The sequence below is a fragment of the Streptomyces sp. NPDC059718 genome, from assembly GCF_042733315.1.
Lineage (GTDB): Bacteria > Actinomycetota > Actinomycetes > Streptomycetales > Streptomycetaceae > Actinacidiphila.
Genome location: NZ_JBHWGA010000041.1, coordinates 71196 through 83891 on the forward strand (window position 1 = coordinate 71196; position 12696 = coordinate 83891).

Here is a 12696-nt window from a genome sequence, read left to right on the forward strand (position 1 = left end):
GACGGGCCCGGGGCCGGGTCCGGGATCAGGCCTGGCCCGCGGCGGTGCGGGTGTCGCCGTGGGCCTGCTCGATGCGCCGGGCGGCCTCCTCGGCGGAGGCACCGGTCAGCAGCATCACGATGGCCGTCTTGGCGTGGCCGCCCGCGGCGCTCAGGGCCTCGGCGGCGATGTCGGGGTCGGCGCCGGTGGCCTGCACGACCATGCGCCGGGCGCGGTCGACGAGCTTGTTGTTGGTGGCGCGCACGTCGACCATGAGGTTCCCGTAGACCTTGCCGAGGCGGACCATCGCGGCGGTCGAGAGCATGTTGCAGACCATCTTCTCCGCGGTGCCGCCCTTGAGCCGGGTGGAGCCGGTGAGGATCTCCGGGCCGGTGGGCACCTCGATCGGGACGTCGGCGTAGCGGCTGACGAGGGCGTCGCGGTTGCAGGCCACGGAGACGGTGACGGCGCCCCGCGTCGCGGCGTGCTTGAGGCCGCCGATGACGTACGGGGTGCGGCCGCTCGCGGCGAGGCCGACGACGGTGTCCCGGTCGCCGACGCCGATCTCGTCCAGGTCGGCGATCGCCCTGGCGGGCTCGTCCTCGGCACCCTCGACGGCGACGATGAACGCGCCGGGGCCGCCGGAGAGGAGGCCCACGACCTGCTCGGGCGCGGTGCCGAAGGTCGGCGGGCACTCGACGGCGTCGAGCAGGCCGATGCGGCCGCTGGTGCCGGCGCCGAGGTAGATCAGGCGGCCGCCGCGGCGCAGGGACTCGGTGATGGCCTCGACGGCGGTGCCGATCTCGGAGAGCGCCTCGCGGACGGCGAGGGCGACGGTCTGGTCCTCGGCGTTCATCACGGACAGGAGTTCGGAGACCGGCATCCGGTCCAGTTCGGCGGTCCGCTCGTTGCGGGTCTCGGTGCCGAGTGTGCTGAGGTCCACGGCGCGGTCGTCCTTTCGGTGGTGCTGGTGGTGCTGGGGTGTGGTGCGGGGCCGGCGGTCAGTCGTCCGCCGGGGTGCGGCGCTGGGGCTGCGGGCGCCTGCGGCGTTGCACGGCCCCGTAGGTCTTCTGCAGCGCCGCGGTCGTGGCGTCGTAGGAGCGCTGGGCGACGCCGACGAACAGGCAGTCGATCACAGCGAGTTGGGCGATCCGGCTGACGGTCGCTCCGGACCGGAAGGGGGTCTCGCGGGCGCAGGTGGCGAGCACCAGGTCGGCGCCGTCGGCGAGGGTGGAGCCCGGGACGTTGGTGAGGGCGATGGTGGTGGCGCCGCGTTCGGCGGCCGCCTGGAGCGGCTCGACGGTGTCCTCGGTCTCCCCGGAGTGGGAGATGGCCAGGGCCACGTCGCCGGGGCCGAGCAGGGCGGCGGCGGTCAGGGCCGCGTGTCGGTCGGTCCAGATGAACGCCATGTGGCCGATGCGGTGCAGCTTCTGGTGCAGGTCCTGGCCGACGAAGGCGCTGGCGCCGACGCCGAAGATGTCCACGCGCCGGGCGCCCGCGACGGCGTCGACGGCGCGGCCGAGCGCCTCGATGTCCAGTCCGGCCCCGGAGTCCTCCAGGGCGCGGACCTCGTTGTAGACGATCTTGTGGACGATCTGTTCGAGGGTGTCGGTGGCGCTGATGTCGGTGCCCGGGGTCGGCCGCTCGCCGCCGAGCGCGTGCTCGCGGGCTGCGGCCGCGGCCAGCGCCAGCCGCAGCTGCGGGTAGTTGCCCAGTTTCATCGTCCGGCAGAACCGCATGACCGTGGCGACCGAGGTGGTGGCCCGTTCGGCGAGGGCGCTGATGGACAGCTCCGCCGCCTGTGCCGGATCGGCCAGGACGGCCTCGGCCACCCGTCGCTCGGAGGGCGCCAGGCCGGGCAGGGCCGCGCGGATGCGCGCCAGGGTGTCGCCGCCGGTGGCGGACTCCTGGGCCGGCTGCGCGGAGGTGCGGGTCGGGTCCTGGGAGGCCATGGATGGGTTCCCTCCTGAGTGGGTGGCGTCAGCGTAACCACGCCCCGTCGATTGCGTCAAAAATTTACGTGATGCATTTCGTGAAGTTACTTATTGACATACGGACGTCTGCCTTCCGATACTCGCTGCACCGCGATCCGCGCCGGTCACCGCCCACCGTGACCACCCGACGTGCCGGATCCCGTACGACACAAGGGCGTGCCGCATGACAGCAGCAGTGGCTGTGGACCTGGGGAAGACGGGCTGCCGTGCCGTGCTCACCGGCACGGACGGCACCGTCGGACCCGTCCACGAGGTTCCGGGAGCCCCGGGACTCGCTGCCGAGGGCGGCGTCGAAGCGGCGCGCGCCGCCGTACGCGCCGCCGTCCTGCCGCTGATCGAGGGGTACGCCCCGGGCCGGCTCGCCGCCGTCTGCGTCGGCGCCGCCGGAGCGGCCGCGGCCCCGGAGGCCGCCCGCACCCTGGCCGAACTGCTCCTCCAGGACCTGCCCGCGGACGAGGTCGCCGTCACCAGCGACGCCGTCACCGCCCACGCGGGCGCCCTCGGCGGCCGTACGGGCGTGGTGCTGGCCATCGGCACCGGCTCCGTCGCCATCGGCATCGGCGAGGACGGCTCGTACGCCCGCGTCGACGGCTGGGGGCCCTGGCTCGGCGACGAGGGCAGCGGCGCGTGGATCGGGGTGACCGGACTGCGGGCCGCACTCCGCGCCCACGACGGACGCGGCCCGGACACCACGCTGCTGGCCGCCGCCACCCGGCGCTTCGGCGACCCCGACGCGCTGCCCGCGGCCCTCGCGGCCGGCGGCAACCCCGCCCGGACCGCGGCCTCCTTCGCCCCGGACGTGTCCCACGCCGCCGCATCGGGTGACCCCGTCGCCGGGGTGATCGTCCGGGACGCCGCCACCGCACTGGGCGAGGCCGTGCTCGCGGCCGCCGCCCGGATCACCGGGGAGGTCCTGCCCGTCACCGTCACCGGCGGGCTGACCGGCCTCGGCGAACCGCTCATGGCACCGCTGCGCGCGATGCTCGAGGGCTCCGCGCCACCGCTGAGTCCGCGGCCCCCGCTCGGGGACCCGCTGGACGGCGCGCGCCTGCTGGCACGGGACGCCACCGTGCCGCACGAACCCCACGTCGTCCGAGTCCGCCGGACGACGTCACCCACTGTCCCCACCACGCCGGTGATCCCGCCGGCCGCTGCTTAGGAGCGAGCGTGCGCCAACTCGACCTCGTCGTGATCGTCGTCTATCTGATCGCCATCGCCTGGATCGGACTGCGACTGGCCGGACGGCAGAAAACGGCGAAGGACTACTTCGTCGGCGAAGGGCACATGCCCTGGTGGACGGTCTCCTTCTCCGTGGTGGCCACCGAGACCAGCGTGCTGACCGTCATCAGCGTGCCCGGCGGCGCCTACAGCGGGCAGGGCTTCGGCAACGTCGAACTCGCCCTCGGCTACGTCATCGGCCGCGTGGTCGTCGCCACCGTGCTGATCCCCCTGTACAAGCGCGGCGGGTTCGTCAGCGCCTACCAGTACCTGGGCAGCAGATTCGGGTTGAAGCTGCAAGGACTCGCCTCGGTGACCTTCGTGTTCACCCGCCTCCTCGCCGAGGGCGTCCGCCTGTTCGCCTCCGCGATCCCGATCAAGCTGCTGCTCGACGAGTTCGGCGTGCACGCCGGTTACCGCCTGATCATCATCGTCCTCACGGTGATCACCGTCGTCTACACCTACCTCGGCGGCATCAAGGCGGTCATCTGGACCGACGCCATCCAGATGGGCCTGTACCTGGGCGGCGCCATCCTCGCCATCGCCGTGCTCTCCGGCCACGTCGGCGGCAGCGGCTTCTCCGACGCCCTGCACTCGGGCCACTTCAAGCTGTTCGACACCAACTTCGACCTGGCGCACGTGCTCACCAGCCCGTTCGCCCTGCCCACCGCGATCATCGGCGGCGCCATCTTCGCGATGGCCAGCCACGGTTCCGACCAGCTGATCGTCCAGCGCGTCCTGGCCACCCGCTCGCTGCGCGACGGCCAGAAGGCCATGATCGCCTCCGGTGTCTTCGTCCTCCTCCAGTTCGCCGCCTTCTCCCTCGTCGGCGCGCTGCTGTGGTCGTACAACAAGGGCAAGAGCTTCTCCGAGCTGGGACTGCACAGCTCCGACAACCTCTACCCGAACTTCATCCTGCACGGGCTGCCCGTGGTGGTCTCCGGCCTGCTCGTGGCCGGCATCCTCGGCGCCGCGATGGGCTCGCTGTCCTCGGCGCTGAACTCCATGTCCAACTCGACGGTCGCCGACATCATCCACAGCTTCTTCCGCAGCACCCCGTCGGAGGAGTCGCTGCTCAAGCTCGCCCGGGTGATGACGCTGGTGTGGGCCGTGCTCATGGCCGTCTTCGCCTGCGCCTTCAGCACCAGCACCGGCAACGTCTACCTGACCGGCCTGACCATCGCGGGCTACACCTACGGCGCGCTGCTCGGCGCCTTCCTGCTCGGCCGGATCGTCAAGCGCGCCAACGAGGTCGACGCGGTCGTCGCGTTCCTGGTCACGGTCGGCGTGATGACCTACATCGTGCGCTCGGTGAAGATCGACGTCACCGTGGCGGGCGCGACGGTGCCGACCGCCATCGCCGCCCAGTGGCTGGTGCCGATCGGCGTGCTGATCACCCTGGTCATCGGCGGTGTGATGAGCCTGTTCCACAAGGCCCCCGAGGTCCGCGAGGTGCGTGAGGTCGAGCTGACCGACGGCGGCCCGGGGTCGGGCTCCGGCTCCGGTCGTGTCGCGGCGGGCGCCGGCCTCGAGTGAGGCCCCCGGGGTGGGGGCCGCCGACGGGCGGCCCCCACCCCGGGCACCGCACGACCGCCCCGGACACCACAGTTGGGAGAAGCCATGCGCGTGATCGGCCTGATGTCGGGCACCTCGTACGACGCCATCGAGGCGGCCGCCGCCGACCTCACCCTGGACGGCGCGACCCTGCTCATGCGGCCGCTCGGTCATCTGTCCGTGCCCTATGCCGACGGCCTGCGGGACTTGATCAGCGCGACCCTGCCGCCCGCGACGACGACCACCCAGGCCGTGTGCGCGCTGGACACCGGCATCGGCCAGGCCTTCGCCGACACCGCGGCACGCGCGCTCGACGAGCTGTGCGCGGGTGCCGCCGACCTCGTCGTGTCCCACGGCCAGACGATGCACCACTGGGTCGAGGACGGCACCGTCCGCGGCACCCTGCAACTGGGCCAGCCGGCCTGGATCGCCGAGGCCACCGGGCTGCCGGTGGTGTCCGACCTGCGCAGCAGGGACGTCGCCGCCGGCGGCCAGGGCGCCCCGCTGGTCGGGATGACCGACACCCTGCTGCTGCGCGGGCTGCCCGGAGTGCCCGCCGCGCTCAACCTCGGCGGCATCGCCAACATCACCGTCGTCGCCCCCGGCGCCGAGCCCCTGGCCTTCGACACCGGCCCCGCCAACGCGCTGCTGGACGCGGCCGTACGCCACTTCACCGGCGGCGCCGCCGCCTACGACGAGGACGGCCGCCGCGCCGCGGCCGGACGCACCGACCCCGACCTGCTCAAGGTCCTCCTCGACGACCCCTACTACCGCAGGCCCGCGCCGAAGAGCACCGGCAAGGAACTCTTCCACCTGCCGTACCTGCAGCGGGCCCTGGCCGCCGTGCCCGCGCCCGGCACCGACGACGTCCTCGCCACCCTGACCAGGCTCACCGCCGTCACCGTCGCCGACGCCTGCCGGGCGCACGGGGTCACCAGCCTCGTCGTCTCCGGCGGAGGCGCCCGCAACCCGGTGCTGATGCGCATGATCGGCGAGGAACTGCCCGGCGTGACGCTGCGCCCCAGCGACGACCTGGGCCTGCCCTCCGACGCGAAGGAGGCCCTCGCCTTCGCCGTGCTCGGCTTCCTCACCGTCCACGGCCTGCCCGGCACCCTCACCTCGGGCACCGGCGCCCGCCGCGCCACGGTGCTGGGCAGCATCACCCCCGGCCTGGCCCCGTTGCGCCTGCCCGAACCCGCAGCACAGCCGCCCCGCCTGCTGCGGATCACCGACCCCGCCCACTGACCGTCCGCCGCCGCCGCGTCGTACCGTCGTACCCGAGGAACCATGAGCACCTCCGCCGCCACCCCCGCCACCACGTCCCGCACCGCCGACCCCGGCCCGGCCGCGTGGCTGACGGCGTGCGTGGCCGACCCCTCCCGGGTCTCCACCGACGTGCCCCGCAGGGTCGCGGCCGCCCACGACGCCTCGCCGTACCTCTTCACACCGCAGGCCGTGGTGCGCGCCGCCTCCACCGCCGAGGTCGGCGCGCTCATGGCCGGGGCGCGCAGGGCCGGGATACCGCTCACACTGCGCTCCGGCGGCACGAGCCTGGCGGGGCAGGCCGGCGGCGACGGCGTCCTGGTGGACGTCCGCACGCACTGGCGCTCCGCGGAGGTCCTCGACGAGGGCCTGCGCATCCGGCTGCAGCCGGGACTCACCGTCCGCCAGGCCAACGCGCGGCTCGCCCGGCACGGCCGCCGCCTCGGCCCCGACCCGGCCAGCGAGAGCGCCTGCACCATCGGCGGGCTCGTCGCCAACAACTCCAGCGGCATGAACTGCGGCACCCAGGACAACGCCTACCGCACCATGGAGTCGCTGCAGTTCGTGCTGCCGTCCGGCACCGTCGTCGACACCGCCGCCCCCGACGCGGACGCCGCACTGCGCGCCCACGAGCCCGGCCTCCACGCCGGGCTGCTGCGGCTGCGCGACCGGGTCCGCGGCTCGGCCGCCTCCCGCGCCACCATCGAGCGGCTGTTCGCGATGAAGAACACCATGGGGTACGGGCTCAACTCGTTCCTCGACCACACCGACCCCGCCGACATCCTCGCCCACCTGATGATCGGCAGCGAGGGCACCCTCGGCTTCGTCGGCGAGGCCGTCTTCCGCACCGTCCCCCTGCTCCCGCACACCGCCACCGGCCTGCTGATCCTGCCGGGCCTCGCCGAGGCGACCGACGCCCTGCCCGCGCTGCTGGCCGTCGGCGCCCGCACCGCCGAACTCCTCGACGCCGCATCCCTGCGCGTCGCGCAGCAGGCCGCCGACCCCGTCGAGGAACTGCGCGGGCTACGGGTGGAACGGCACGCCGCCCTGCTGGTGGAGTTCGCCGAGGACAGCGCCGAAGCGCTCGACGCGACCGTGGCCGCCGCCCAGCCCGTCCTGGACCGGCTGCCCGCGGTCACCGGGTCCGCTCTCACCCGCGACGCGGCCGTGCGCGGCCGGCTCTGGCACCTGCGCAAGGGCCTGTACACGGCCGTCGCCGGGGCACGGCCGGCTGGGACGACCGCGCTCCTGGAGGACATCGCGGTGCCCATGGAACGGCTGACCGGCACCTGCGAGGGCCTGATCGGCCTGTTCGACCGGTACGGCTACCAGGACGCGGTCATCTTCGGCCACGCCCGCGACGGCAACCTGCACTTCATGCTCACCCAGGACTTCGACACCCGCGCCGAGACCGAGCGCTACGCCCGCTTCACCGACGCGATGGTCGACCTCGTCCTCGACGCCGGCGGCACCCTCAAGGCCGAGCACGGCACCGGCCGCGCCATGGCCCCCTTCGTCCACCGTCAGTACGGCGACGAGCTGTACCAGGTCATGCGCGAGCTGAAGCGGTTCTGCGACCCCCACGACGTCCTCAGCCCCGGCGTCCTGCTGACCGACGACCCCGCCGCGCACCTGCGCGACCTGAAGAGCGTGCCCGCGGTCGACCCGGCCGTCGACGCATGCGTGGAGTGCGGCTACTGCGAGCCGGTCTGCCCGACCGCCGACGTCACCACCACACCCCGGCAACGCATCGCCCTGCAGCGCGAGATCGCCCTGGCCACCGCCGCCGGCGACGAGGAACGCCGCCGCGCCCTGGAGGCGGACTACGCCTACGCGGCCGTCGACAGCTGCGCGGCCGACAGCCTGTGCGTCACCGCCTGCCCCGTCACGATCGACACCGGCGCCGTCATGAAGCGCCTGCGCGCGCAGCGCCACAGCCCCACCGCCCAGCGCCTCGGCAACACCACCGCCCGGCACTGGGGGAGCGCCGTCACCGCAGTGCGCGCCGCCCTCAACACCGCCCACGTCCTGCCCACCCCGGTCACCCGCACCGCCACCGGCGCGGTCCGCAAGCTCGGGGCGACGGAGCTGGTGCCCACCTGGTCCGGCGACATCCCGCGCGGCGGCCCGGCCCGCCCGGCCCCCAGGCACCCCGAAGGGGCGCGGGCGGTGTTCTTCGCCGCCTGCATCGGCAGCGTCTTCTCCCCCGAAGGGGACTCCGGCGGCGCGGCCGCCGCCTTCTTGCGGCTGTGCGAACGCGTCGGCGTCCAGGTCACGGTGCCGGACGGCCTGACCGGCCTGTGCTGCGGCACACCATGGCAGTCCAAGGGCTACACCGACGGGCACCGCACCATGGCCGGCCGGACCCTGGAGGCACTGTGGGAGGCCAGCGACGGCGGGCGGCTGCCGGTCGTGTGCGACGCCTCCTCCTGCACCCACGGTCTCGAGCAACTGGCCGACACCCTCCCGGAGTCCGAGCGCGCCCGGTTCTCGGCCCTGCGCTTCGTCGACAGCGTCGCCTTCACCGCAGAGCACCTGCTCCCCGCCCTGCCCGCCCCGCGCCGCATGGGCACCCTGGCCCTGCACCCCACCTGCTCCACCGTCCACCTGGGCATCGACGCCGCCCTGCGCCAGGTCGCGGCCGCGGTCAGCGACAAGGTCACCGTCCCCGACAACTGGGGCTGCTGCGCCTTCGCCGGGGACCGCGGACTGCTCCACCCGGAGGTCACGGAGTCCGCGACGGCCGCCCAGGCGGCGGAGATCACCGCCGGGACGTACGACGCGTACGCCTCCTGCAACCGCACCTGCGAAATGGGCATGACCCGCGCCACCGGCCGCCCCTACCGGCACGTCCTGGAACTGCTGGACGAGGCGACCGCCTGACGGGCGGGCCCAGTGCCCGCCCAGCCCCCGCAGGCACGACCCGTCCGCGGTGCCCCCGACCACCTCCGCGTGGAGCGTGCGTGCGGCCTTCCGGCGCCAACCGGGTTTCCCGCACGCTCAAATGAGGCTCAAGCGGGAGGGACAAGCCACCGTTCCGCGGATACGATGCAGGTCACGTGGCTGTCGACACACGGGGGAGAGCTGCTGTGGTCGAACTCGGGATTCTCCTGTTCCTGCTCGCGTCCTTCGTGACGTACCTGGTCGTCAAACTCCTGCGCCGCAGCAACCGCCGCACGGAGAACGTGGACGGCCTGCTGATCGAGCAGGCCCGCCGCGAGCAGGCCCACGCCGACCGCTGGACGTACAACTCGGCGTCCGTGCACAACGCTCCGCTCACGCACTCCTCGGACCCGTTCCACCCCTGACCCGAGCGGCTGCCACCCGGTAACGCGTGTTCCGCTGTGCGGGGCGGCCGGGGCGGCTACGGTTTTCCCGTACGAAGCCGGCAAGAGACAAATGGGGGATGCCGTGCTGTCCGAGGAACTCCTGACGCTGGCCGCGACGGCCGGCACAGCCGTGGCACAGGCCGCCGGCAGCGACGCGTGGTCGACCCTGCGGGCTGGTCTCGGACGCTGGTTCGGACGCGGCGACGCGCAGAGGGAGGAAGGCGCGCTCGCAGAACTCGACGCCACCGCCGATGCCTTGGGGGCCGGGCCTGAGGACGGCGCGGCGCTGTCACGTCATGAGACGGAATGGCGGGACCGGGTCCGTACCCTGCTGCAGCAATTGCGGGGCCCAGAGCAGGAGCAGGCGGCCCGGGTGCTGCGTGAGCTGCTGTCGGCGGGCCCGGGCCAAGCGGTCGCCGGCTCGACCTGGGACGGCGGTCTCCACGTCCAAGGCGACGTGGACGTACATGCCGAACAAGGGTCCGTTGCCGCGGGTGTCATCAATGGGAGCGTGAGCCTGGTCCCCCCTCAGCCGCCGGTTCGGACCCAGGGCTGACCGAACCGGCCGCAGCGGAGCCTGATCGCGGGCCCACACCGACTCCGTTCTCTGCGAGCCCGGCGACCACCCATGTCGAGGCCCGGAGCCACGCGGTCGCGGTGGGTTCCGCCCAGACCGTCATCGTCGGCGGGTACCCGGCCGCGGACCGAGGAGACGCCCGGCCCCGGACGGTCAGTGCCAGGACCGCCGTGGTGATCCTGGTCGCCGCGGTGGCCGCCACCGTCGGCGTCGTCATGGCGGTTCACACCGGCGGTTCGTCGAACGACCGAACCACACCCGCGTCCTCAGCCTCGCCGCCGGTGGTCGTCGGCGGAGTCACCGGCCCGGTCAGTGACCTGGCCGGCAAAGACTTCGTGCTGCCCGGCCCACTGAGCATGAGCCCTGCCGAACTCCGGCAATTCAACGCGGACGTCGCGCCCGATTCCGCCGCCTTCGATGCCTGGCGGTCCGGCCACCAGGCGACGGTGGTCGGTTCGGGCACCATCACCTTCACCTTGCGGGGCAATGACGCGGACGAAGTGACGATCAGCGACGTCAACGTGCGGAAGAAGTGCACGGCACCGCTCGACGGGACGTACTTCAAGGGGTACTCGCAAGGAGAGGGAAACACCGTGGCCCTGGGTTTCGACCTCGACGACGCCGACCCCATTCCCGAACTGCGGGCCCGGACCGAGGGCGGGCTCGTCCCCACGGGACGCAACTACTTCGACGAGAAGACCCTCCGCCTGCGCCCGGGTGAGCAGGTGACGTTCAGCGTCGGCGTCAGCAGCCGGCGCCACCACTGCTCCTTCTCCCTCGAACTCGTCGTCGCCACCTCCCACGGCGACTTCACCCAGCGCGTCGACCGCCACGGCAAGCCTTTCACCCTGACGGCTCCCGCGCGCTCGTCCGCCGCCGGAGGCCCGTCCGACCGCTACCGGTCGGCGTACCGGGAGGGACCCGACGGCTGGCACGCCGTCACCACGTCGGGGAGTGACACCTCGCGATGAGTGGCCAGCGCCCCCAGGGGGTGACGATCGGCCGGTTGGCGGCTCTGGTCGCCATCGTGGTGATCTGCACGGTGATCGTGGCCGTCCTGGTTCCGCGGTTCGCCGCCGACAGCGGGGACGGGGCCGAGGGCCGCAACGCCCAGGGGCCGACGCTGCGGGGACCGGCGTACGCATACATCACCCCGACGCGTTTCGTGCTGATGCGCGGTGGACGGCCGGCGGCCGAGGTGAGCCGGGTCTTCGACCTGGCCGACCCGCAGCACAACAAGGTGGCGTGGACATACGACGGCCGTTACGTGGTGTTCCTCTCCGACGACGCCTTCCTGGACCGTCCCGAGGACACGCGTCTGATCGCCGTCAATGCGGCCACCGGGCAGGTACGGCGCCTGTCCTGCGCCCACTGCTACGACCTCGCCCCTGTCGGGGAGGGGGACGTACTCGCACTCATGGGCTCGGCCGGTGAAGAAGGCGCGGGCATGCTCCGCTTCGCCATGGACGGCGCGCATTCCGCGCGCACGGAGCCGTCCCCGTTCACCGGCAACGGCAGCACATGGCTGCCCGGGCTCCTCGCGGGCACGCCCACCCGGGTGCTCACGGCCCAGTACGCCATCACGAGTAGCGGTGGCACTGCCATGAATCTCCGGCTCGTCGACGCCGACGGTGGGGGAGAGGTGTCCTTCCCGCTCTTCGAATCAAACGCCTACATGCCCGCCGCAGCCGCTCGCACCCACGGGCAGGAGCACATCGCGGTGGCGGCGCGTACCAACCCCGGCGCCTGCCCGGCCCCCTTCCCCATCTCCCTCCTGAACAGCCAGGGCAAGGCCACCGCCACCGACATGACCGCTGCACTGCCACCGGGGTTCGTGCCGGGCGTGACCGGAGGCGTGGAGGTCAACGACCTGTGGTGGGCCTTCGACGGCCACCTGTACGCCACGATCACGTCCTGGACCTGCGACGACAGCGAGCGCGCGGCCAACGACACCCGGGTCCTGCACCACCCGTCGTCCCTGTGGCGGCTGGACGGCGGAAAGTGGGTGAGTGCCGGCAGCGACTCCGCCACCATGCTGCGCAGGCTCGACGATCACACCACGGTGCTCTTGCGCATTCCCGACTGCATCGGCCCGGCGACACACGACGACTCACAGGCCCACTGCCACAGCGGAGTTCTCTACCAGGAACACGACGGAACGCGGACGACCGTAGCCAAGGGCGTCCTCGCGATCGTCGCCCCACCGACCAACACTTGAGTGGCAGCGGCGGCAGAGGCGTCAGCGCTCGGCCGAATCGTCCGGACCGGGGTCCTCGCGGCCGGGCGGCGTGAAGCACGCCGTTATCGTCTTGCCGTGGTGCTGGGCGTGCGTGTGCCAGTGGTCGGCGAGACCGTCCACGATGGCGAGCCCGCGCCCGCCGGTGGCGTCCGCGTCGGCGTCGCGCGGGGCGGGCACCGTGTCGTCGTCATCGTGGACGCTGACGTGCAGGCAGCGGCTGTCCCAGGTGAGGACGACCTCGGCGTCGCTGTGGGCGTGGACGTGCGCGTTCGTGACGAGCTCCGACACGGCCAGCAGGATGTCGTCGACCGTGCCCGGCGCGTCCTTCGTCCAGTCCAGAGTGGCGAGGTGCTGCCGCGTCCACCGCCGGCCGGCCCGCACCCCGCCGGAGACGGGGAACGACCGCGCCCAGCCGACGGCCTTCATCGACGAGTCGGCCATCGGAGAGCTCCCTTCCGCTCGTTGGTGGCAGAAGTACGCCTACCCCGCTTGCCGCCGCGCATTGCGGCGCGAAGGACGGCGCGGGTCGCGGACACCGATCGG

11 protein-coding genes are annotated in these 12696 nt (G+C 73.0%); 8 read left to right on the plus strand and 3 right to left on the minus strand.

The genetic code is table 11. The annotated features are described in order from the left end of the window. Positions 1-25: 25 nt before the first annotated feature. On the minus strand, positions 26-922 hold the full coding sequence (murQ, locus tag ACFV3E_RS34750; RefSeq protein WP_500538645.1) for an N-acetylmuramic acid 6-phosphate etherase: 897 nt from the start codon (positions 920-922) through the stop codon (positions 26-28). Positions 923-980: 58 nt separating this feature from the next. Then, positions 981-1931 carry a MurR/RpiR family transcriptional regulator gene (locus ACFV3E_RS34755; RefSeq protein WP_500327613.1) on the minus strand — a complete coding sequence of 317 codons (951 nt, stop codon included), beginning with the start codon at positions 1929-1931 and terminating at the stop codon, positions 981-983. A 205-nt stretch (positions 1932-2136) separates the two neighbouring features. On the opposite strand from ACFV3E_RS34755, the gene ACFV3E_RS34760 reads away from it, so the two are divergent. The 8 genes from ACFV3E_RS34760 to ACFV3E_RS34795 all read left to right on the plus strand — a co-directional run bounded on the left by ACFV3E_RS34760 (position 2137) and on the right by ACFV3E_RS34795 (position 12132). Then, entirely contained in the window at positions 2137-3132 is a 996-nt protein-coding gene (locus ACFV3E_RS34760) for an N-acetylglucosamine kinase (RefSeq protein WP_500538647.1), read from the plus strand. An 8-nt stretch (positions 3133-3140) separates the two neighbouring features. After that, entirely contained in the window at positions 3141-4727 is a 1587-nt protein-coding gene (locus tag ACFV3E_RS34765; protein WP_500538649.1) for a sodium:solute symporter, read from the plus strand. A gap of 84 nt (positions 4728-4811) precedes the next feature. Beyond that, the gene (locus ACFV3E_RS34770) at positions 4812-5990 is read left to right on the plus strand and encodes an anhydro-N-acetylmuramic acid kinase (RefSeq protein WP_500538651.1); all 1179 of its coding nucleotides are present in this window, start codon (positions 4812-4814) and stop codon (positions 5988-5990) included. 42 nt (positions 5991-6032) lie between these two features. Beyond that, the gene (locus ACFV3E_RS34775; protein ID WP_500538653.1) at positions 6033-8891 is read left to right on the plus strand and encodes an FAD-binding and (Fe-S)-binding domain-containing protein; all 2859 of its coding nucleotides are present in this window, start codon (positions 6033-6035) and stop codon (positions 8889-8891) included. Between the two features lie 176 nt (positions 8892-9067). Further along, a complete protein-coding gene (locus ACFV3E_RS34780; RefSeq protein ID WP_500538655.1) occupies positions 9068-9316 on the plus strand; it encodes a hypothetical protein in 249 nt (82 codons plus the stop codon). 103 nt (positions 9317-9419) lie between these two features. Beyond that, the gene (locus tag ACFV3E_RS34785; protein ID WP_500538659.1) at positions 9420-9893 is read left to right on the plus strand and encodes a hypothetical protein; all 474 of its coding nucleotides are present in this window, start codon (positions 9420-9422) and stop codon (positions 9891-9893) included. Positions 9894-9994: 101 nt separating this feature from the next. After that, positions 9995-10885 carry a hypothetical protein gene (locus tag ACFV3E_RS34790; RefSeq protein ID WP_500538661.1) on the plus strand — a complete coding sequence of 297 codons (891 nt, stop codon included), beginning with the start codon at positions 9995-9997 and terminating at the stop codon, positions 10883-10885. After that, positions 10882-12132, plus strand: coding sequence for a hypothetical protein (locus tag ACFV3E_RS34795; RefSeq protein WP_500538663.1), 1251 nt, complete (start codon positions 10882-10884; stop codon positions 12130-12132). The genes ACFV3E_RS34790 and ACFV3E_RS34795 overlap by 4 nt, the downstream gene beginning before the upstream one ends. A 21-nt stretch (positions 12133-12153) precedes the next feature. On the opposite strand, the gene ACFV3E_RS34800 is transcribed toward ACFV3E_RS34795, so the two are convergent. Then, positions 12154-12594 (minus strand): ATP-binding protein, encoded by a 441-nt coding sequence (locus ACFV3E_RS34800; RefSeq protein WP_500538665.1) that lies wholly within the window; start codon positions 12592-12594, stop codon positions 12154-12156. Positions 12595-12696: the final 102 nt, after the last annotated feature.

Excerpts from the sequence above, each read along its gene's own strand:
- ACFV3E_RS34755 (WP_500327613.1), bottom strand. The coding sequence starts at position 1,931 with ATGGCCTCCCAGGACCCGACCCGCACCTCCGCGCAGCCGGCCCAGGAG.
- ACFV3E_RS34760 (WP_500538647.1), top strand. The coding sequence starts at position 2,137 with ATGACAGCAGCAGTGGCTGTGGACCTGGGGAAGACGGGCTGCCGTGCC.
- ACFV3E_RS34770 (WP_500538651.1), top strand. The coding sequence starts at position 4,812 with ATGCGCGTGATCGGCCTGATGTCGGGCACCTCGTACGACGCCATCGAG.
- ACFV3E_RS34775 (WP_500538653.1), top strand. The coding sequence starts at position 6,033 with ATGAGCACCTCCGCCGCCACCCCCGCCACCACGTCCCGCACCGCCGAC.
- ACFV3E_RS34795 (WP_500538663.1), top strand. The coding sequence starts at position 10,882 with ATGAGTGGCCAGCGCCCCCAGGGGGTGACGATCGGCCGGTTGGCGGCT.
- ACFV3E_RS34800 (WP_500538665.1), bottom strand. The coding sequence starts at position 12,594 with ATGGCCGACTCGTCGATGAAGGCCGTCGGCTGGGCGCGGTCGTTCCCC.